The organism is Streptomyces sp. NPDC048671 (assembly GCF_055587045.1).
In genome coordinates this window covers 17,294-38,751 of sequence record NZ_JBVJHB010000020.1, presented here as the reverse complement: position 1 = coordinate 38,751, position 21,458 = coordinate 17,294, and the positions used below count along the sequence as shown (strand labels likewise).

At 73.4% G+C, this 21,458-nt stretch carries 17 protein-coding genes; 11 read left to right on the top strand and 6 right to left on the bottom strand.

Annotated features, from left to right (window positions below; translation table 11 throughout):
* Positions 1–75 precede the first annotated feature (75 nt).
* From ACZ6S6_RS32700 to fxsA, 4 genes are all read left to right on the top strand, one after another.
* Positions 76–516: an Lrp/AsnC family transcriptional regulator gene (locus ACZ6S6_RS32700; protein ID WP_362965609.1), complete on the top strand. Its 441-nt coding sequence runs from the start codon at positions 76–78 to the stop codon at positions 514–516.
* Positions 517–561: 45 nt separating this feature from the next.
* The gene (locus ACZ6S6_RS32695) at positions 562–2,202 is read left to right on the top strand and encodes an amidohydrolase (RefSeq protein WP_469708499.1); all 1,641 of its coding nucleotides are present in this window, start codon (positions 562–564) and stop codon (positions 2,200–2,202) included.
* 528 nt (positions 2,203–2,730) lie between these two features.
* A complete protein-coding gene (locus ACZ6S6_RS32690) occupies positions 2,731–3,498 on the top strand; it encodes a polyprenol monophosphomannose synthase (protein WP_362965605.1) in 768 nt (255 codons plus the stop codon).
* 67 nt (positions 3,499–3,565) lie between these two features.
* Complete coding sequence (fxsA, locus tag ACZ6S6_RS32685; protein ID WP_362965603.1) at positions 3,566–4,141, top strand: FxsA family membrane protein; 576 nt, start codon at positions 3,566–3,568, stop codon at positions 4,139–4,141.
* 167 nt (positions 4,142–4,308) lie between these two features.
* Here the strand turns inward: fxsA and ACZ6S6_RS32680 are convergent, their stop codons facing one another.
* The 4 genes from ACZ6S6_RS32680 to yczE all read right to left on the bottom strand — a co-directional run bounded on the left by ACZ6S6_RS32680 (position 4,309) and on the right by yczE (position 7,801).
* Positions 4,309–4,683 (bottom strand): RNA polymerase-binding protein RbpA, encoded by a 375-nt coding sequence (locus tag ACZ6S6_RS32680; protein WP_250970851.1) that lies wholly within the window; start codon positions 4,681–4,683, stop codon positions 4,309–4,311.
* 275 nt (positions 4,684–4,958) lie between these two features.
* The gene (locus ACZ6S6_RS32675) at positions 4,959–6,332 is read right to left on the bottom strand and encodes an MFS transporter (protein ID WP_469708496.1); all 1,374 of its coding nucleotides are present in this window, start codon (positions 6,330–6,332) and stop codon (positions 4,959–4,961) included.
* Positions 6,333–6,377: 45 nt separating this feature from the next.
* Positions 6,378–7,142, bottom strand: coding sequence for a glycerophosphodiester phosphodiesterase (locus tag ACZ6S6_RS32670; protein WP_469708494.1), 765 nt, complete (start codon positions 7,140–7,142; stop codon positions 6,378–6,380).
* Positions 7,139–7,801 (bottom strand): membrane protein YczE, encoded by a 663-nt coding sequence (gene yczE / locus ACZ6S6_RS32665; protein ID WP_469708492.1) that lies wholly within the window; start codon positions 7,799–7,801, stop codon positions 7,139–7,141. Before yczE ends, ACZ6S6_RS32670 begins: the two co-directional genes overlap by 4 nt.
* 102 nt (positions 7,802–7,903) lie before the next feature.
* On the opposite strand from yczE, the gene ACZ6S6_RS32660 reads away from it, so the two are divergent.
* Positions 7,904–9,403 carry an SCO1417 family PLP biosynthesis transcription factor gene (locus tag ACZ6S6_RS32660; protein ID WP_469708490.1) on the top strand — a complete coding sequence of 500 codons (1,500 nt, stop codon included), beginning with the start codon at positions 7,904–7,906 and terminating at the stop codon, positions 9,401–9,403.
* Positions 9,404–9,494: 91 nt separating this feature from the next.
* Here ACZ6S6_RS32660 and ACZ6S6_RS32655 read toward each other — a convergent pair whose 3' ends face one another.
* Positions 9,495–11,087, bottom strand: coding sequence for a hypothetical protein (locus ACZ6S6_RS32655; protein ID WP_362966230.1), 1,593 nt, complete (start codon positions 11,085–11,087; stop codon positions 9,495–9,497).
* A 38-nt stretch (positions 11,088–11,125) separates the two neighbouring features.
* A complete protein-coding gene (locus ACZ6S6_RS32650) occupies positions 11,126–11,320 on the bottom strand; it encodes a hypothetical protein (protein ID WP_123468223.1) in 195 nt (64 codons plus the stop codon).
* A 313-nt stretch (positions 11,321–11,633) separates the two neighbouring features.
* On the opposite strand from ACZ6S6_RS32650, the gene ACZ6S6_RS32645 reads away from it, so the two are divergent.
* The 6 genes from ACZ6S6_RS32645 (at position 11,634) to ACZ6S6_RS32620 (ending at position 21,424) form a co-directional block, all read left to right on the top strand.
* The gene (locus ACZ6S6_RS32645) at positions 11,634–12,026 is read left to right on the top strand and encodes an ankyrin repeat domain-containing protein (protein ID WP_362966232.1); all 393 of its coding nucleotides are present in this window, start codon (positions 11,634–11,636) and stop codon (positions 12,024–12,026) included.
* Between the two features lie 219 nt (positions 12,027–12,245).
* On the top strand, positions 12,246–13,664 hold the full coding sequence (locus tag ACZ6S6_RS32640; protein ID WP_362966234.1) for a HEAT repeat domain-containing protein: 1,419 nt from the start codon (positions 12,246–12,248) through the stop codon (positions 13,662–13,664).
* 217 nt (positions 13,665–13,881) lie between these two features.
* Positions 13,882–15,408: a hypothetical protein gene (locus ACZ6S6_RS32635; RefSeq protein ID WP_362966236.1), complete on the top strand. Its 1,527-nt coding sequence runs from the start codon at positions 13,882–13,884 to the stop codon at positions 15,406–15,408.
* Positions 15,405–15,578, top strand: a complete 174-nt coding sequence (locus ACZ6S6_RS32630) for a hypothetical protein (protein ID WP_469708487.1) — start codon at positions 15,405–15,407, stop codon at positions 15,576–15,578. Before ACZ6S6_RS32635 ends, ACZ6S6_RS32630 begins: the two co-directional genes overlap by 4 nt.
* Entirely contained in the window at positions 15,575–16,495 is a 921-nt protein-coding gene (locus ACZ6S6_RS32625) for a hypothetical protein (RefSeq protein WP_362966240.1), read from the top strand. Before ACZ6S6_RS32630 ends, ACZ6S6_RS32625 begins: the two co-directional genes overlap by 4 nt.
* 99 nt (positions 16,496–16,594) lie before the next feature.
* Positions 16,595–21,424, top strand: coding sequence for a hypothetical protein (locus tag ACZ6S6_RS32620; RefSeq protein ID WP_469708485.1), 4,830 nt, complete (start codon positions 16,595–16,597; stop codon positions 21,422–21,424).
* Positions 21,425–21,458 lie beyond the last annotated feature (34 nt).

The window sequence follows — 21,458 nt, the reverse complement described above, 5'->3', positions numbered from 1 at the left end:
ATGGCTGCCGCAGGTTCCCCTTCAGTCGCTCCCGCGGCTGTGCCTGGAGGCGCCCGGGGCCATAGATTGATCCATATGGAGGAGCTGGACCGTCAAATCGTGGAGTTGCTCGTCAAGGACGGGCGGATGAGCTACACCGACCTGGGCAAGGCCACCGGCCTGTCCACCTCGGCCGTTCATCAGCGGGTCCGCAGGCTGGAGCAGCGCGGGGTGATCCGGGGCTACGCCGCGGTCGTCGACCCCGAAGCCGTCGGCCTGCCGCTGACCGCGTTCATCTCGGTCAAGCCCTTCGACCCGAGTGCCCCGGACGACATCGCCGAGCGGCTCGCCGGTGTGCCGGAGCTGGAGGCGTGCCACAGCGTCGCGGGTGACGAGAATTACATTCTGAAGGTGCGGGTCGCGACCCCGCTTGAGCTTGAGCACCTGCTGACGCGGATCCGCACACTCGCCGGTGTCTCCACGCGCACCACGGTCGTCCTGTCCACGCCGTACGAGGCGCGGCCGCCGCAGATCTGAGGGGTCGCGCACGGGGCGGGACCCGGCAGGCGGGAGACTGGTCCCATGACCGAGAGCACCGCCCCCCAGAGCGAACACCGCACCGTGCTGCTGCGCGGTGGAGACGTCCACAGCCCCGCCGACCCCTTCGCCACCGCCATGGTGGTGGAACGGGGCCATGTCGCCTGGGTGGGCTCCGAGGGGGCCGCCGACGCCTTCGCGGGCGGCGTCGACGAGGTGATCGACCTCGACGGGGCGCTGGTCACCCCCGCGTTCACCGACGCCCACGTCCACACCACGTCGACCGGACTGGCCCTCACCGGCCTCGACCTCTCCGGTGCCCGCACCCTGGACGAGGCCCTCGCTCTCGTACGGACGTACGTGGCGGCGCACCCCGCCGACCGGGTGGTCCTGGGTCACGGCTGGGACGCCACGCGCTGGCCCGAGCAGCGGCCGCCCTCGCGCGCCGAGCTCGACGCGGCGGCCGGCGGCCGGCCGGTCTACCTGCCCCGGGTCGACGTGCACTCGGCGGTCGCCAGTACCGCGCTGCTGGACCTGGTCCCCCGAATCGCCTCGATGCCCGGCTACCACCCGGAGGCGCCGCTGACCGCCGCCGCCCACCACGCGGTGCGCGCGGCCGCCCACGGTGCCGTCTCGCCGCGGCAGCGCGCCGACGCCCAGCGTGCCGCGCTGAGCAGGGCCGCGTCCCTGGGCATCGGCGCGGTCCACGAGTGCGGCGGCCCCGACATCTCCGACGAGGAGGACTTCACCGCCCTGCTGAAGCTCGCCGCGGGGCAGCGCGGACCGCGGGTCTTCGGCTACTGGGCCGAACAGGTCGCCGACGGGAAGGACGCCCGGCGCATCCGGGAGCTCGGCGCGGTGGGCGCGGCCGGCGACCTCTTCGTCGACGGCTCGCTCGGCTCGCACACCGCCTGCCTCCACGAGCCGTACGCCGACGCCCCGCTGACCGGCGCCGCCCACCTGGACGCCGGGCAGATCGCGGCCCACGTCGCGGCCTGCACCGAGGCCGGGTTGCAGGCGGGCTTCCACGCCATCGGCGACGCCGCGCTCTCCGCCGTCGTCGAGGGCATCAGGGCGGCCGCCGAGAAGGTGGGCGTGGGCCGGGTCCGGGCCGCGAGGCACCGGGTCGAGCACGCCGAGATGCTCACCCCCGAGACCGTCGCCGCTTTCGCGGAACTGGGGCTCACCGCCTCGGTCCAGCCCGCCTTCGACGCCGCCTGGGGCGGTGAGGAGGGCATGTACGCCCAGCGGCTGGGTGCCGGGCGGGCGAGGACCCTGAACCCGTACGCGGCCCTCCTGCGGGCCGGTGTGCCCCTCGCCTTCGGCTCCGACAGCCCGGTGACCCCGCTGGACCCGTGGGGGACCGTGCGGGCCGCCGCGTTCCACCGGACGCCCGAGCACCGGATCTCCGTGCGGGCCGGCTTCACCGCCCACACCAGGGGCGGCTGGCGGGCCGTCGGCCGCGATGACGCGGGCACCCTGGTGCCGGGCGCCCCGGCCGACTACGCGGTCTGGCGCACCGCGGAACTGGTGGTCCAGGCACCGGACGACCGGGTCGCCCGCTGGTCGACGGATCCCAGGTCGGGGACGCCCGGACTGCCGGACCTCAGTCCGGGGGCCGAACTCCCGGTCTGCCTGCGCACGGTCGTCTTCGGACAAACTGTCTACGTACGGCCGAACGAGTGACGTGCGGACATTTCGTACCGCCGACCGAAGGTGCCCCGGTTCTCCCGCGACCTGGGGATCTCCGGTACTGACCAGGCAAGTTCGGTAAACGATGCAGGTCAGGCAGGTATTGACAGAATGCGCCCACCGGCCGGTAGGTTCGGCCGAGTCCACCACAGGACGTCCGACCGGTTAAACCTCCACGCAGTCGTCGAACGCCGCTGAGTCATGGGGTGGTGTGCCGCACCGGCGCACCACCGCTGACAGCCAGGTTCAGCGCCCGCGCCTCGGGGGCGAGGGAAGGTTTCAGCCGGACGGAGGGTGCGACCCGGGTGGGGCCCGGACGTTCAGTAGACAACGGCCCTGGGCCGACCCGCAGCCGGCGGGTCCCGGGTCGGCCCGAAGGACGCCGGGCCCCGATCCGCAGTTCTGTCCGTACTTCCGCTCTTCTGTCCGCCGCCACGCTCCGGGCCGCCCCGACCAGGTCGGTCTGCGGCCCCGTCACGCTGGATATGGTGTGCACCTGCGTACGGACTTAAGGGGCAGTAAGTGAACGACGGCGGTCAGAGGCGATACGGCCCGCTCGGCAGAACCTTGGTGATCATTCCGACCTACAACGAGGCCGAGAACATCAAGCCGATCGTCAGCCGGGTGCGCGCCGCCGTACCGGAGGTCGACATCCTGGTCGCCGACGACAACAGCCCCGACGGCACCGGCAAGCTGGCCGACGAGCTGGCCGCCGAGGACGACCGGGTCCATGTGCTGCACCGCCAGGGCAAGGAAGGGCTCGGCGCGGCCTATCTCGCCGGCTTCCGCTGGGGGATGGAACACGACTACGGCGTGCTCGTGGAGATGGACGCGGACGGCTCCCACCAGCCCGAGGAACTGCCCCGGCTGCTCACCGCCCTCAAGGGCGCCGACCTGGTGCTCGGCTCCCGCTGGGTTCCGGGCGGGCGCGTGGTCAACTGGCCCAAGTCCCGCGAGATGATCTCCCGAGGCGGCAGCACCTACTCGCGGCTGATGCTCGGGCTCCGGACCAGGGACGTCACCGGCGGATACCGGGCCTTCCGCACGGAGACCCTCAAGGGCATCGGCCTCGACGAGGTCGCCTCGCAGGGCTACTGCTTCCAGGTGGACCTGGCACGCCGCGCGATCGAGGCCGGCTACCACGTCGTCGAGGTCCCGATCACCTTCGTGGACCGGGAGATCGGTGACTCCAAGATGAGCCGGGACATCCTCGTCGAGGCGCTCTGGCGGGTCACCACCTGGGGCGTCACCACCCGTACGAACCGGGTGCTCGGACGCCGGACGCCCTGACGCCTCCGGGGCGATGATCGTCACCCCCCTTACAGCGCTCGGACCCGTGGCCAGGCACACTGGGGGCATGACGACCGGCACACCGCCCCCGACCGCCCGCCGGCGCTCGCGCGCCCGGACCCTCGTACCTCTCGCCATCGCCGCCTGGGCGGTGCTGGAGATCTGGCTGCTCATCGTGGTGGCGGAGGCGGCGGGCGGGTTCACCGTCCTGCTGCTCCTGGCCGCGGGCGTGGTGCTCGGAGCCGTGGTGATGAAGTCGGCCGGCCGCCGCGCCTTCCGCAATCTCACCGAGACGCTCCAGCAGATGCCGGGACAGCCGGGCGCCGACGGCTCCTCACCCGCTCCGCCGAGCAGCAGGGGCAACGGCTTCCTCATGCTCGGCGGGCTGCTGATCATGATTCCGGGGATGATCTCGGACGTCGCCGGACTGCTGCTCCTGGTGCCGCCGGTCCGGTCGGCGCTCAGCAGGTACGCGGAGCGGTCGCTGGAGCGCCGGATGCGCGCTGCGGCTCCCGGCGGCCTCTCGGACGCCTTCCAGCAGGCCCGGATGCACAGGCCCGACGGAAAGGTCGTCCAGGGCGAGGTCATCCGCGACGACCCCTCCCACCCGGACGAGAACCCCCGCCCGCCCCTGGCGCCGTAACCCGCAGACGGCAGAACCAAGCCCGTCCGGATCAAGCCTGTCCGGCGGTCGAGGACATCTCTGCCGGTGCCCCCCTGGGCACCGGCCCACGGGACAGAACAGAGCCGCGGGCCGCGACACACAAGGTGTCGCGGCCCGCGGCTCTGTCTCAGTGCTGTGCTACGCGGTCAGGCAGACTTCCTGCTGTCCCGCGGATGCACGGCAATATTCATGGCTCCGGAGCGCAGAACCGCCAGCCTCTCGGCCAGCACCTCCTCCAGCTCCTCGCGTGTGCGCCGCTCCATGAGCATGTCCCAGTGCGTACGCGCAGGCTTGCCCTTCTTCTCCTCGGGGCCATCCCCGTCCACCAGGAGTGCCTGGGCGCCACACGCCTTGCACTCCCACTCCGGCGGAATGTCCGCCTCTACCGAGAACGGCATCTCAAATCGATGTCCGTTCTGGCATGCGTACTCCACCGCCTGGCGCGGGGCCAGATCGATGCCGCGGTCCGTCTCGTAGCTGGTAACCACAAGTCGCGTGCCGCGGAGAGCTCGCTCACTCATGAATCGTGCCTCCCGGGCTTGTCGCCCACAGGACAGGTGTCGCTGTCGTCGTCATCCGGCTCAACGTCCGGTCGGCGGCAAAGATTCCCGTTGCCGGTCATGCGTCGCCCGTCGTACCGCTGAGTATTCAGGTTTGCCAGGGTTCAAGTACCCGCCAACGCCCGGTTTGTCACATCTGGCAGAAGTTGTCACCCAACGGTTTGGATTCTTCCACTGGCAGTAACGGTCCTCCGGGCAGGCCAAAGGCGTACACTACCGGCCTTTTACTTCAACGTCTAAATCCGCTCGGGAACGGGATTCCCGGCCGCCGCCACGGCCAGCCGTACCGGCACCCTCGCGAGCAGCACCGAACCGACCACGAAGAAGATCACCAACGAGATGATCGCATCCCGATAACTGCCGGTCAGCTGGTACGCGAGCCCGAACACCAGTGGCCCCAGCCAGCTCAGTCCGCGGTCGCTCATCTCGTACGCCGAGAAGTACTCGGCCTCCTTGCCGCGCGGCACCAGATGCGAGTAGAGCGAGCGCGACAGGGCCTGGCTGCCGCCGAGGACCAGGCCGATCGCCGCGGCCAGCGCGTAGAAGAACGCCGGCGCGTCGGCGGGCAGGAAGTATCCGGCGACGAGAATCGCCGTCCAGACGACCAGGGACGCCAGGATCGTGTGCTTCGCGCCGTACACCCGGGCCAGCCGGCCCATCCCCAGCGCTCCGGCCACCGCGAGTATCTGGACCAGCAGGACGGCCGTGATCAGCGTCGTCTGGTCGAGGCCCAGTTCCTCGGAGCCGTACACCGAGGCCTGCGAGATCACCGTCTGCACGCCGTCGTTGTAGACGAGGTAGGCGAGCAGGAAGGAGAGGGTGAGCGGATGGCGGCGCATGTCGCGCAGGGTCGCCATCAGCTGCCGCCACCCGGACCCGACCGCTCCGCGGCTGCCCGGAGCCACCCGCCGGTCGCGCAGCCGGCGCAGCGGTACGACGGTGAACGCGCCCCACCAGACGCCGGCCGAGGCGAGACAGATCCGGACGGCCTCCGACTCGGAGAGGCCGAAGGAGTCGTGGCCCGTGTAGAGGATCAGATTGAGGACGAGGACCAGCGCCCCCGAGGTGTAGCCGAAGGCCCAGCCCCGCGAGGAGACCGCGTCGCGTTCGTCGGGCTCCGCGATCTGCGGCAGGTAGGCGTTGTAGAGGACCATCGACACGGATATCGCGGCATTCGCCACAATGAGCAGGAACGCGCCGAGCAGATAGCGGGTGCCGTCCAGGAAGAACATTCCGGCGGTCGCGGTGGCGCCCACGTAGGCGGCCGCCGCCAGCAGCGGCTTCTTGCGTCCCGAGCGGTCGGCGGCGGCGCCGACGACCGGCATCAGGATCACCGCGACGATCACGGACGCCGAGACCGCGTAGGCGAACAGCGATCCGGCGCGGACCGGGACGCCGAGCGGATGGACGAAGCCGTCGGCGTCGGCGGCCGCCTTGGCGATCGACGTCAGATACGGCCCGAGGAACACCGTGAGGACGCTCGTCGAGTAGACGGAGCAGGCGAAGTCGTAGAAGTACCAGCCGCGCTGCTCGCGCCGGCGCTCGCCGGGGTCGGGCGACCCGGCCGTGTTCTCCGCCGGTTCGGCGGCATCCGCGGTCTCGGCGCTCATCGCACACCCCTCGTCTCTCCCCGTGGAGACGTCACCGGGCCGACGTCAGGCCCAGGCCCCCCGCTCGCTCAGCACCGTACGCAGCGTCTCGATGTGATCGGTCATGATGCCATCCACGCCGAGGTCCAGGAGCGCTGCCATCCGCTCCGGTTCGTTCACCGTCCAGACATGCACCTGGAGCCCCCGCGCGTGCGCCTCCCGCACGAAGCGCCGGTCCACGACCCGGACGCCGCCCTGGCTCTCCGGCACCTGCGCGCACACCGCACCGGCGCGCAGCGCCGCCGGGATGCCGTACGAGCGCAGCCGCAGGCCCAGGACACCGCGGACTCCGTAGGAGGTGGCCAGCCGGGGGCCCGCCAGCCGGTGCGCCCTGGCGACCCTGGCCTCGGAGAACGAGCCGACGCACACCCGGTCCCAGGCGTCCGTCCGGCGGATCAGGTCCACCAGCGGCTCAAGGGCCGGCCCGGCCTTGATGTCCACGTTCCAGCGGGCCGCCGGGAACGCCTCGAGCAGCTCCTCGAACAGCGGCAGCGGTTCACGGCCCGCCACCCGGGCCTGCCGTATCTCGCTCCACGGCAGCTCCGACAGCCGGCCCCGGGCGTCCGTCATCCGGTCCAGCGTGGCGTCGTGGAAGGCCACCAGCCGGCCGTCCGCCGAGGCGTGCACATCGGTCTCGAAGTAGCGGTACCCGGCGTCGGCGGCCCGGCGGAACGCGGCCGCCGTGTTCTCGATCCCGTCCGCCGATCCGCCCCGGTGGGCGAACGCGAGCGGGGCGGGGTGGTCCAGATAGGGGTGGCGTACGGAAGTCACTGCGGCAGTATGGCCTGCCCGGGTGCCGGGGTGGCGGCCGTGGTGGCGCCGTTGTCCGGGATCGCGAAGAGGCGCAGGAAGAACTGGGCGAGCGGGCCGATCGCCAGGGCGTACAGGACCGTGCCGACGCCGAGGGAGCCGCCGAGCAGGAATCCGGTCACCACGACCGCCACCTCGATCGCCGTGCGGACGAGCCGGATGGAGCGGCCGGTGAGCCGGTGCAGCCCGGTCATGAGCCCGTCGCGCGGACCGGGGCCGAACCGGGCCGCGATGTACAGCCCCGTCGCGACACCGTTCAGCACGATGCCCGCCACCATCACCCCGGCCTGCGCGGCGAGCCCGTGCACATCGGGGACGAGCGCCAGCGTGCCGTCCATCGCGATCCCCACCGCGAAGACATTGGAGACGGTGCCCAGCCCCGGCCGCTGCCGGAGCGGGATCCACAGCAGCAGCACGATCGCGCCGATGATGATCGAGACGACGCCGATGGTGATCCCGGTGCGCTCGGCGAGCCCCTGGTGGAGCACCCCCCACGGCTCCAGGCCGAGCCCGGCGACGACCAGCAGCGCCGAACTCGCCCCGTACAGCGCCAGGCCTGTGTACAGCTGGATCAGCCGTCGGGTGAGGTGCGTTCCGCGCGGGGCGTCGGTGGTGGACAAGTGGTGCCCCCTGGTGTGGTGGTAGTGGACTGCTGCGTGTCACTCTGTGGCAGGGGATTGGCTGCCAACCATGGCCAATCCGAGGAAGGTGGACTGATTCTCATGGCGCAGTGGACTTCGGCGGTCGGTGCGGCTCAGCTCGCCCGGCAGCTCCACGCCCAGCAGCCCAGGCCGACGGGCCCCGGCAACCGCAAGCCGCCGGCCTACCGCGCGCTCGCCGACGGTATCCGGCTGCTCGTCCTGGAGGGCCGGGTCCCGGTCGCCGCCCGGCTTCCCGCCGAACGGGAACTGGCGCTCGCCCTGGCCGTCAGCCGTACGACGGTCGCCGCGGCCTACGAGGCGCTGCGGGCCGAGGGCTTCCTGGCGTCCCGGCGCGGGGCCGGCAGCTGGACGGCGGTGCCCGCGGGGAACCCGCTGCCCGCCCGCGGCCTGGAGCCGCTGCCCCCGGAGGCGCTCGGGTCGATGATCGACCTGGGCTGTGCCTCGCTGCCCGCCCCCGAACCGTGGCTGACCCGGGCGGTCCAGGGCGCCCTGGAGGAGCTGGCCCCGTACGCGCACACCCATGGCGACTACCCGGCGGGGCTGCCCGCCCTGCGGCAGATGATCGCCGACCGGTACACCGCCGCCGGCATCCCGACGATGCCCGAACAGATCATGGTCACCACCGGTGCGATGGGCGCGATCGACGCCATCTGCCACCTGTTCGCGGGCCGCGGTGAGCGGATCGCGGTGGAGTCCCCGAGTTACGCCAACATCCTCCAGCTGATGCGGGAGGCGGGCGCCCGCCTCGTACCGGTGGCCATGGAGGAGGGGCTCGGCGGCTGGGACATGAACCGGTGGCGCCAGGTGCTGCGGGACGCGGCCCCGCGGCTCGCGTACGTCGTCGCGGACTTCCACAACCCCACCGGCGCCCTCGCCGACGAGGACCGGCGCCGTGCGCTGGTGGACGCCGCCCGCTCGGCCGGTACGGTCCTGGTCGTCGACGAGACGATGAACGAACTGCACCTGGACGACGACGTGCGGATGCCGCGCCGGGTCTGCGCCTTCGACCCTGCGGGCAGCACCGTGCTCACCGTCGGGTCCGCCAGCAAGGCCTTCTGGGCCGGCATGCGGATCGGCTGGGTGCGCGCGGCACCGGACGTCATCCGCAGTCTGGTGGCCGCCCGCGCCTACGCCGACATGGGCACCCCGGTCCTGGAACAGCTGGCCGTCAACTGGCTGATGCGCACCGGCGGCTGGGAAGAGGCCGTACAGATCCGCCGGGAGCAGGCGCGGGGCAACCGGGACGCGCTGGTCACGGCCGTGCGGCGGGAGCTGCCGGACTGGGAGTTCGCCGTACCGCGCGGCGGTCTGACGCTCTGGGTGCGCACCGGCGGCCTCTCCGGCTCGCGGCTCGCGGTGGCCGGGGAGCGGGTCGGGGTGCGGGTGCCGTCCGGGCCCCGGTTCGGTGTCGACGGCGCCTTCGAGGGATACGTACGGCTGCCGTTCACGGTCGGCGGGCCGGTGGCGGACGAGGCGGCCCTGCGGCTCGCGGCCGCAGCTGAGCTGGTCAGCTCGGGGGCGGCCGCGGGCGCGGAGGCGCCTCGGACGTTCGTCGCCTGAGCGGTCACCGGGGCGGGGGGGGGGGGGGGGGGGCGGCGGGCCCCGCGGCCCCCCCCCCCCCCCCCCCCCCCCCCCCCCGCTCCCGCATCCGTCAGTCGCTGACGGCCACGGACTCCATGGCGACGGAAGCGGTCGCGGTCTTCGCCGTCGCCGGGTCGGGCGCGCTCGCCTCGATCGCCGTCCGCCGTTCGGGCAGCAGGCCGAGCACCGTCTGCCGCTGCGCCTCGCTCGTCGCGTCGTCGTACGGATCGGGCGTGGCCGGCACCTGGATGCGCAGCACCGGACCGGCGCCGAGCCGTGCGTACCCGCGGCCGGGCGGGACGTCCGGGGTCGGGGTGGTGTGCGGCTCGAGCCCCAGGACGGACTCGATCTGTACGGGGGAGCAGTGGCCGAGCACCACGCGGGCCCGGGTGTGGGTCCGCACGGTGTCGTTCAGGCCGTCCAGGCTGTCGAACTGCTCGGTCATCACCACGGTGACGTTGGCGGCCCTGCCGTGCCGCAGCGGGACGTGGAGCAGCTCCTGCGGGTCGGGCCCGCCGTCGGCGGCGGCCAGGTGGCCGAGCACGCTGGGCCGGTCCAGCAGGATCCAGAGCGGGCGCCTGGTGTCCTCGGGGGCGGCATGGCCGGACTGCCGGGCCCGGTTGGCCTCGATCAGCCGGCGCTCCGTCTCCTGCGCCGCCCATTCCAGGGTGGCCAGCGCCCCGGCCGCCCCGCACTCCACGGCGAGCACGCCCTCGCGGCCGTTGAAGCAGGCGTACTCGCCGATGCCGCTGCCCTCGACGATCAGGATGTCGCCCTGCTGGAGGGCCTGGAGGGCGATGGAGCGCATCAGCGTGGTGGTGCCGCTGCCTGGCTGGCCGGCGATCAGCAGATGCGGCTCCGTGGTGCGTGCGCCGGTCCGCCAGACGACTCCCGGCGCGTCCCGGGTCTCGTCCCCGTCGTTCACCGGGACGGTGCGCCGCACCGCGTCGTCGTCCGTGAAGCCGAGGACGGTCTCGCCGGGGGCGGTGACGAAGCGCTGGGCGGCGATCGAGGTGGGCAGGGCGTCGAGCACGCTCATGACGAGCTGGTTGCCCTCCTCGTCCCAGCTGAACCGGTACTCCCGGCCGCGGCCCGACTTGGCGTGCAGCAGCTGTTCGATCCGGGCACGGGAGGCGGCCTCGCTGTCGGTGAAGTACGCGGGGTACGTCACCCGGAGCCGGGAGACCCGGCCGTCGCCGTCGAACTCGTAGTCGTTGAAGACCTGGTCCCAGTCGCCGCCGTGGGCGAACAGCGGACTGGGGTCGTCGGGCGTGGAGAAGTACGGCACGAGCGCCTCGTACAGAGCCTGTAGGCGCCCGGTCTCCGCCTCGTCCGGGCCGGTTCTGACGGGAGTGCGTGCCCGTCCCTTCCATGCGGCTGCGCCCATCACCGCGACCAGGGCCATGATCGACCCGTAGGGGACGAGCGCGACCACGAGTACGCAGGCCGCGACGAGGAACAGCGTGGGACCACGCCGGTCCTTGGGCGTCGCGGCCCACTTCTGCCGTCCTGCACCTGCCAGCAGCCGCAGACCACGGGTGATCATGATCAGCGGATGGAGCACATCGGTGGCGCTGTCGGCGGCCGTGCGCGCGAACTCGCGACTGCGAGTGATCGAAGCGCTGCCGCTGCTCAGAATGCGGGGGAGTGGTCGCCGGGCCACGTCTGTCTCCTGATGGGGGTGGGAGCGGGAGCGGTACGTCAGAACTTGATCCCGCCCAAGAGGCCGGCGAGGCTCGCACCGCCCGCGGTGATGCTCGGTGCGATGGCGGTGCCGGCCAGATAGAAGCCGAACAGGGCGGTGATGAGGGCGTGCGAGGCCTTGAGGCCGTCCTTCCTGAAGAACAGGAAGACGATGATGCCGAGGATGACGACGCCTGACATGGAAAGGATCATGAGTGGTTCTCCTGGTCGGGGGGACAGTCACCATGAGTCCTTCCAGGGTCACCGGAAGTATCTATAGGATAAAAGGTGCAAGTGGGTGAAAAGTCGGGTTTTTCACTGGACTGGCGGACAGTGGAGCGCAGGCCGGAGGGGTTCGCGGTGTCGCCTGTCGCTCCGCCGTCACCCGACGTGATCTTTTGCCATGGACGGGCCGGGTCGTGTGCGCGTCCGGGCAGTACCCTGTCGATTCACTCGTACGGCCTCAAGGCGCATGCCCCCACAGGCCGGCGGCGGAGAAAACGGTTAATGGAAGGGCGGTCCCCCGATGAGCGAAACCCCTGATCCCGAGGTGGTGGAGCTGGCGACCAAGGTCTTCGACCTGGCGCGCCGCGGCGACACCGACGCGCTGGCGGCCTACGTCGACGCCGGTGTTCCCGCGAACCTCACCAACGACCGCGGCGACTCGCTGCTGATGCTCGCCGCCTATCACGGGCACGCCCCCGCGGTCACGGCACTGGCCGGTCGCGGCGCGGACCCGGACCGGGCCAACGACCGGGGGCAGACGCCGCTCGCCGGAGCCGTCTTCAAGGGTGAGGACGCGGTGATCGCGGCCCTGCTCGCCGCAGGGGCCGATCCGGCGGCCGGAACACCCTCCGCCCTGGATACCGCACGCATGTTCGGCAAGGCCGACCTGCTGGAACTCTTCGGTTCCCGCTGACCGGGTCCGCCGTAAATGTGGTCGCGGTGGCGAAATGGGTGGGTCATCATGACGTCGCGGGCCCGATTCGGGCCACCGACGAGAGGCAGAGGAAGATGGTCTACACCAGGCAGAAGACGGCGGTCGGCCGATCATGTTGCTGCGCGGTCTAGTGCCTGTCCGGCACGCGGCACTGCACAGTCCCCGGTTGCGTCGACAGCTTGATGTGAGGCTTTTCCCATGTTTGATCCGTTCATAGCGCCGAGCGGCACTCTGCTCGGCCTGCTGCAGAGGGGCCGCGGCGACGGCACGCTCCACGCGCTCGCCGCACCGCGCCCCGAGGCCCTGGCGGCTCTCAACCACTGCGTCCTGAGCGATCCGCGTCACGACTGGCAGGTGGAGAACCGCTCCCTCTACTACGCGCGCCTCTACCTCGACCTCGACGGCGGCATCGAGGAGATCGAACGGCACCTCGGTGATCCCGACGACCACCTCGACACCGACGAGTCACGGACCGGCCTGGCCCTCGCCGTGCTCGGCCACCTCGCCTCGTACGGACGCGACGACGCCCTCGCCCTGCTGCGGCGCTACGCCGCGACCGGCTCCAACTGGGCCTGGGCCCTGGACGAGCTGGCCCTGCGCGACGACGACGCGGGCCTCCGCTCCCTCGCCGTGCCCGTGCTCGCCCGCTTCGGCACGGACGCCGAGGGCTCCGCCGACCTGGCCACCGCCGTACGCGACGCCTTCGAACCCCGGCCCTGGCGGCTCTGGGCCGACGATCCGCGCGAAGCGGTCGGCGCCCGGGTGAGGGCCGCCTCCGAACAGGGCTCGTTCGACCGCTGGCAGCGCCAGATGCGGCCCGGAGGACCCCGCCCCGGCTGGAGCGTCCAGGCCGTCTTCGACTGGGCCCAGCAAGGACTCGACCGAGGCAGCGACCTCCATGTGCCGGCCGCCCGCTGTCTCTCCGCCGTCGCGGGACCGGAGGACCGGCCCGTGATCGTCGAGGCCGCCCGCAGCGGTCCCGAGGGCGCCCGGTGCGCCGCCCTGCACTACCTGACCGAGGCCCAGGACCCGGTCGTGCTCGACCTGATCGAGGCCGCGGCGGTCAGCTCCTCGCGCACCGTCGCCGACGCGGCCGTCGCCGCCTTCGAGCGGATGTGCGGTGAAGCCGCCGTCGACCGCGCCCGGCGCTGGGCCCGGCGGCCCGACGCGCTCGGCGCCTCGGCGGCGGGTGTACTGGCCGGCCGCGGCGCCGCCCAGGACGCCCCGCTGGTCCTGGGCGCCCTGCGCGAAGCCGTACGCGGCGACGGGCCCGACGCCCCCCGCCTGTGGACACTGGTCGACGGCACCGGACGGCTGGGCATCGCCTGCGCCGCTCCCGTCCTGCGCCACGTCTACCGGGAGACGTCCTCCTCCCACCTGCGGGGCAGAGCCGCCCGCGCACTGGCCGCTACCGACCCCTCCTTCGCCACCGGCTTCGCAGTCGAGTGCCTGTGGGACTGCGAGGAGACGACCCGCGAAGTCGCCGCACGCCACGCGGAGACCGGCGACATCAGGGTGGCCGAGCGGCTGCGCCGGCTGGCCGCCGACCCGGCCGAGGAGGCCGAGGTGCAGACAGCAGTACGCAGCAGGATCGGCCCGGACGCACCCGCCGTCTGACCCGGTACGAACAGCAGGGGCGTCGCGCGTCGGGGGCGCGCGGCGCGACGCCGCCCGGCCGGCCGCGGCCGGGGGTGCGGACCCCGTACCGAGGGCCGCGGAGCGGAGCCGTCCGGGTCCCGCGGGGACGGCCGGCAGAGCATGACCGACTCCGGGGCAACCAGCCGCTTCTGCGCCGTTTCGACCGTTGTCAGTGCGAGGACCTAATCTGTGCAGCGTGACTTCGCCTGCCTATACGGAAAACGCTGCGCCCCAGCTCAGCGCGGGGCCGCGGCCCGCACCGGGCCCGGCCGCCGACGAGGGGCTCTCGCGGCGGCTGCGTGCCCTCGCCTGCACCGCGCCGCTGCACGACCTCGACGTGCGCAAGGCGAACCTCGCCGGTGAGTTCACCGTCTACGCGATGGCGGAGGTCGCGCTCGCCGCGATCGACCACGTCACGCTCAACATGGACTTCGACACCGGCGCGGACCACGACCAGATAGTGGCCAGACTCCTCCCGCGCGTCGCCGCGCAGGCCCCGCGCCGCCCGGCCGCCGAGCACGAACGGGTCGCCCGCTGGGTCCTGGAGAACCTGATCAACGTCGGCAGTGTCGACCGGGGCTTCCGGGCCGTCTACGGCACCTTCGGCCCGGACGGCACCTACGTGCGCCGCGACTACGACTTCAAACTGATCGAAGAAGTCCCCGGATACGGCGGCAGCGTCTATCTGCGGGCCACCGACGAGGCGGTCAACGTCCTGGTCGGCGCCCTCGACACGGACGTCACCAGCGCCCAGATCGCCGCCGAGGTGAAGCTGGAGGTCCTGATCAGCCGCGGCCGCCTCGCCGATGCGCAGCTCGCCGCCGAGCAGGCCCGCTACCGGACCGTGCAGTACGCGGAGACCCTCCGCAAGACACTCGACGCGACCCGGCGCAACGTCCGGGCGGTCGACTGGCTCAACGCCGTGCCCGACATGATCGCCGAGGCGCTGGAGCACGTCGCCGACCGCTACCGCCACGAGAACGCCATCCTCACCAACATCCGCAAGGCCCGTGACGAGGCCGAGGAGCCCGAGCACAAGCGGCGCGCCGCCGAGCTCGTCGACATCGTCAAGGACTGCATCCGCCGCCACACCCAGCTGCAGTCCCGTCTGCTGGAGGCCGGACCGCTGTTCCGCGCCGAGCAGGACCGGCAGGCGTTCGCCGCACCGGCCGTCCGGACCGGTCTCGACCTGTACGGACAGCTGCTGGCACCGCTGCTGCCACTCCCCGTCGAGCAGGCGATCCGGGCCACCGACGCGTTCTTCGCCCACGGCACGGGACTGCGCACCCCCACCTCGGTCCGGGTGGGCGATCTGGTCGACATGCTGCTGACCCCGCCGCTGGAGCGCGAACACCTGGGCGCCGAGATGCCCGAGCCCGATCTGATCGCCACCCCGGCCGACAGCCGGTTCAGCGAGGAGCAGCTGGCGAGCGCCATGGAGCTGCTGGACCTGGAGCCGGACGCGCCACGCCGCCTCTCCGGGCTGCTGGCCGAGGCCAGACGACGCGACGCGGACCTGCCCTACCTGGTCGCCCTGCTCGCGGTGCACGCGGCGAGCCCGCCGGTCGGCACCGCCTACCGGCAGGGAGAGCGCCGCCTGCTCTTCTCCGTCGACGACGGGACCCAGCTGGAGGACCACGAATTCGGCGGGGCCGACCTGATCGTGGGTATGGCCCTGCTGGACGCGGCCGGCACGGCAGCGGACCGCTCGGAGGCGGCGTGAGCGGCCCGCGGCCCGCCCGGACCGCTCCCGCCCGGACCGTGCCCGTCCGGCTCGCGGCCGCAGGCACCGGCACCGTCCCGCACCCAGGGGGCGGGACGGCCGCGAGCATCCGAACCGCCCACCCCGTACCCGTACCGAAGACCGTCCGCAACAAGGAGCGCCCGTCGTGAGCGACCACCGCGCAGAGCACGCCGACGCGTGGAGCGAGCAGAGCGCCGGGTACCCGGCCGACCGGACCGCGTCCGCGCAGCCGTCCGCACCCGCCGCGGTCACCCCGGCCGACGCCGCCGACGCCGCCCGGCTCGTCGCCTTCGGGCTCCAGCCCAAGCTGCTGCCCGCCCGCGACGCCGAGTACGCCGAACTGCTGCGCCGCTACCGGGAGGAGCCGGCCTTCGGCCGCCTCGCGGACGCCGTGGCCACCGGACTCGGCCTCATCGTGCTGGAGGTGTCCACCCGGGCCGGCATGGCCGTCACGGCGGGCGAGGACTCGGTCTTCGCCGTCCGCATGGGCGACTACGCCCGCCGGGCCTCGCCGGACTCCGCCGACCGCTTCCTGCACGGCCTCGCCCACCTGGCCGTCGCCGCGATGGCCTTCCCGCGCCCCGAGGACCTCGCCGACGACGCGTACATCGGCCGGATCACGGTCAACGGCGTCGACGCCTTCGTACGCCAGGCGTGCCACCGCCTGGAGGAGCGCGCCGACGAGCACGGCGACAACACCGACCCGGCCAGTGACGCCCCCGGCCTGGAGGCCGGCTGGCGGATCTACGCCCGGCGCAGCTCCACCGGAGCGACGAAGGACGCCCGGCGGCTGGCCGGATCCACCACCGGCATCGTCGGCAAGGCCGTCGCCTTCCTCACCGACTCCGGCTTCCTCCAGCGCACCGGGGACGACGCCGGAGGAGCCTTCCGCACCACCGCCCGCTACCAACTCCAGGTCCGCGACATGGCGGGCGGTGCCGCCATGGCCGAACTGCTGGAGCTGGGGGTGGTACCGGTCACCGACGGATCGGCGACGCTGCTGCCGCCACCCGACCCCGACGACCTGGAGCTGGCGGCCGACGCGGGCCTGCCCTTCCACGGCTGACCGGCCCCCCGGCCACCGCACGGTCCGCCACCGCCACCGCCACCGCCACCCGCCACCGACGCCTCCCTCCCGCTGCCTGAACGACGAGAGTCCGCCGCCATGTACGAGTTGTCCCGGGTCCGCCTCTACTCCATCGGGCCTGCCGGTGCGCGCTACGCCGACACCGTGCTCGACCTGCGCGGGGTCGGCGCGCCCGTGCCCCACCCCGCACCGGCGCAGGCGGAGTTCTTCGAGGAGGAACCGGTCGGCCCGCCCCGCCGCCCCGCCCCCGCCGGAGTGCTCTTCCTGGAGAACGGCGGCGGCAAGTCCGTCCTGCTGAAGCTGATCTTCTCGGTGATGCTGCCCGGCCACCGCAACACCCTCGGCGGCGCCAGCTCCGGCGTCCTGCGCAAGTTCCTGCTCGCCGAGGACTGCGGGCATGTCGCGCTGGAGTGGCAGCACACCCTTACCGGCGAGTGCGTCGTCGTCGGCAAGGTCAGCGAATGGCGTGGACGCCAGGTCTCCAACGACCCGAGGAAGTTCGCCGAGGCCTGGTACTCCTTCCGGCCCGGCCCCGGACTCAGCCTCGACTCGCTGCCCGTCGCGGAGGCCACCTCGGTGGGCCGCCCCGCCGAAGGCGTCTCCGGCGCCCGTGGCAGGCGCCGCACCATGAAGGGCTTCCGGGACGCGCTCACCGAGGCCGGCAAGTTCTACCAGCACCTCGACGTGCACTGGGAAGAGATCCACGACCGCTGGAACGAGCACCTCGGAGACATCGGCCTGGACCCCGAACTCTTCCGCTACCAGCGCGAGATGAACGCCGACGAGGGCGAGGCCGCAGGACTCTTCGCCGTCAAGAAGGACTCCGACTTCACCGACCTGCTGCTGCGCGCAGTCACCGACACCCGCGACACGGACGGCCTCGCCGACCTCGTCAGCGGCTTCGGCAACAAGCTGGGCCGCCGAGCCGAACTCACCGCCGAGCGCGACTTCACCGCGGGCTCCGTCGATCTGCTCGGCCGTATCGTGGAGGCCGCCGGAGCGCGTTCGCGGACCCGGGACATCCACGCCGGTGCCGAGCGCCGCACCCGCACGCTGGCCCGCAGGCTCTTTGCCCGCGCCGGCCTGGAGCGCGGCCGGACCGCGGAGCTCGCCCAGCAGGTCACCGGCGCGGCCCACACCGTCACCGGCGCCGAGCAGACCCGCGGCCGGGCCGCCCTGATCGCCGCCGAACTCGCCTACCGGCACGCCTCCCTGGCCCTCACCGCGGCCGAGAAGAGCGCGGCGGCCCAGCGCCGGGAGCTGGGCGACGCCCGCACCCTGCACTCCGCCTGGCAGGCCGCCGAGGCCGTGCTGCGCCACCGCGCCGCCGCCGACCGCGCCGCCCGCGTCGCCGTCGCGATCCGCGAGGCCGAGCGCGACGCCGCCCCGGCGCTGGCCGCACGCGCCACCGCCGCGGCCGATCTCGTACGGGCCCTGCACACCGCCGCCGAGGCGGGCGAGAGCGTCGCCAACGAGGAGGAGGAGCGCTCCGAGACGCTCCAGACCTCGGGCGAGGCCGCGCACCGTGACGCCACCACGGCCGCCACCGAGGCCCAGCGCGCCCGCAGCGAGGCCGGCCACCTCCGCCAGCGCCTCTCCGAGGTCGAGCAGGAGACCGCCGAGGCGGTCCGGGCCGGCTGGCTCGACGACACCGCACCGAACGCGGACCCAGCCCGCGCGGCCCTCGCGGCGAACGACGCCGAAAACTCCGCGGTGGCCGCCTGGGACACCGCGCGCGAGGCCGCCGGGTCGGCGGCGGACCGGTCCAGGCAGGCGGCGGCCACCGAGAGCCGCGCCGAACTCGCCGCGGCGCGGGCCGCCGACGGCGCGCGGGCCGCCGAACAGGCCTACGAGGCCGAGCTCAGGGCCGCCGAGTCGATCGCCGCCGAGCACCGCCTCGCCGATCTGCTCGGCCTGCCCACGGCGCAGGGCAGCGGCGTACCCCGGCCGCGGCGGGGCGCCACCGGACCCGAATCCGGGGCGGAGGCCGGTGCCGATGACCAGGGACCGCGACAGGAAACCCCGGACACCGAGGGGGGAGCCTGCGGCTCCGGCGCCGACGGGACCGGACCGGCCGCGCACGGCGCCCACACCGTCACGGCCCGGCAGCCCCGCCCGGCCGAACAGCCGCTCACCGCAGCCGAGTTCGACCGCAACGCCGAAGAGCTGCGCGAGCTCCTCGACCAGGGCGTCAGCTCCGCCGAACGACGCCTCTTCGAGCTGCGCACCGCGGCCGCCGACGACTCCCGCATCCTGGGCGCGCTCGGCGACGGAGGACTGCTGCCGCCCGGCCCCGACGTCCTGGCCACCGTCGAATACCTCGGCGAGCACGGCATCCCGGCCCTGCCCGGCTGGCGCTACCTCGCCCAGGCCGTCGACCCCGCCGACCACGCGGCCGTGCTCGCGGCCCGGCCCGAACTCGTCGACGGCGTGGTGATCACCGACCCGGACGCGCACGCCCGCGCCCGTGAGGTCCTCGGCGCCGCCGCTCTGCTGCCGCGCTCGGCCGTGGCCGTCGGCACCGCCGCCGCCCTGCTCGCCCCCGTCCCGGAGCCCGGCACCGGCTCCGCCGCGAACGGTGACGGGGTGTTCCTCGTCCCGCCGAACCCGGCCATGCACGACGAACACGCCGCCGACGAGGAGCGGCACGCGCTCAGGAGCCGCACCGCCGCCCGCGACGAGGACATCCGCACCCTCGCGGCCCGGCTCGCCGCCGACCGCGCGCTCGCCGCCCGGATCGGCTCCTGGCGCCTGGACTGCCCGCCCGGCACACTCGCCGAACTGGCGGAAGCGGCCGGCACCGCCCGTACGGCCGCCGAGACGGCCGAGGCCGCGCTCGCCGAGGCCCGTACCGTGCGCGCCGAGGCCGACGAGGCCGCCGCGGACACCGCCCGCGTCCGCGACGAGCGCCAGGAGGCCGCCCAGCGCGCCCGCCGGGCCGCCGACGCACTCGCCGGACTCGCCTTCCGCCTCCGCGAACGGGCGGGCTGGCAGGTGAAGCTGCGCGAACTGGCCGACGAGGCGGCGGAGTCCGAGGGCCGCGCCACCGTCTGCCTGGACCGCGCCAGAGCCGCCGACGAGGACCGCAGGGCCGCCCAGCGCGCCGCCGACGACGCCCGCCGCACCGCCCGCGCCCTGCGTGCCGAACGGGCCGAGATCGCCGGCGCGCCCGAGCACATCCCGGAGCCCGCGCCGGACGCCCCGCGCCACGCGCTGCCCGCCCTGCGCGAGGCCTACCGGGCGGCGTCCCAGCTCTACGAGAAGGTGGGCGTCGGCGCCGACCTGCGCGCCGAACAGGCCCGCGCGGAGAGCGACGAGAGCGCCGCACTGGCCGAGCTGGACCGGCTCACCAACAAGGTCCGCACCCGGGCCGCCCAGCTCCTGGAAGGAACGGACGGCGCCGACGGCCCGTCCCGGCAGGCGGCGGCCGCCCGCGCCGAGTCCCTGGTCCAGCTCCTGGAGACCCGGGCGTCGGCCGCCAGCGAGCAACTGGGCAGGCTGCGCGGCGAGGCCGAGCGGCTGGCCCCCGCCGACGGCGAGACCCTCCACACCGAACTCCCCGACGAGCAGGTCCCCGCCGACGCCGGACAGGCCCAGGCCCTCCTGCGCACCGCCACGGGCGAACTCACCTCCGCCACCGCGGCCCTGGACACCGCCAGGGCCGCCCACGCCGAGCTGCTGCACGCCCATCGCACGGCCGAGGACTCGGCAGGCGGCTTCGACGAGACCGCGGCCCTCCTGCGCGACCTCCTCAGGGACCACGGCGACGACGAGCCCGAGACCCCCGAGCCGTACCCCGGCAGCCTCGACGAGGCCCGGCAGTCCGCCGCCGAGGCACGCCGTTCACTGCGCGGCTGCGCCGCCGACCTGTCCACCTCGGAAGCGGCTGTCCGGGAGGCGAGCGATGTGCTGGTCCGGCACGCCAACTCGACCCGTTACGAACAGGTCCGCACCCCGGCCCGCCAGCAGATCCGTGAACTCCCGGCCGCCGCACTGCCCGATCACGCGGAGAAGTGGGCCATCGCCTTCGCCCCCAGGCTGCGGGTCCTCACCGATGAACTGACCCAGCTGGAGCGCAACCGCGACTCCATCGTCGACCGGCTGCGCGGCCTCGTGGACTCCGCGCTCACCACGCTGCGCTCCGCCCAGCGGCTCTCCCGGCTCCCCGAGGGCCTGGGGGAGTGGTCCGGCCAGGAGTTCCTCCGGATCCGCTTCGAGGAACCCGACCAGGCCACCCTGACCGAACGGCTCGGCGAGGTCGTCGACGAGGCCACCAAGGCGGCCCTGAAGAAGAACTCCGACCTGCGCCGGGACGGCATGTCCCTGCTGCTGCGAGGTGTACAGGCGGCACTGGAGCCCAAGGGCATCGCCGTGGAGATCCTCAAGCCGGACGCGGTGCTGCGCGCCGAGCGCGTACCGGTCGGGCAGATGGGCGACGTCTTCTCCGGCGGTCAGCTGCTGACCGCCGCCATCGCCCTGTACTGCACGATGGCCGCGCTGCGCAGCAACGACCGGGGCCGTGACCGGCACCAGCCCCAGCACGCGGGCACGCTCTTCCTCGACAACCCCATCGGTCGCGCCAACGCCACCTATCTGCTGGAGCTCCAGCGTGCGGTGTCGGACGCGCTCGGCGTACAACTGCTCTACACCACGGGGCTGTTCGACACGACGGCGCTCGCCGAATTCCCGCTGGTGATCAGGTTGCGCAATGACGCGGACCTGCGGGCCGGGCTGAAGTACATCAGCGTCGAGGAGCATCTGCGCCCCGGACTGCCGCAGCAGGACCCCGGCGTCGAGACGGTCCACGGGGAGATCACCGCCACCCGGATGTTCAAGCGCACCGCACCGGCGCCCGACGCGCTCCCGGCACGGACCGAGGCGGAAGGCACGGACGGAAGCACCGGCTGAGCCGGCAGGTGCGGTCACGTGGGTGTGGGCCGGT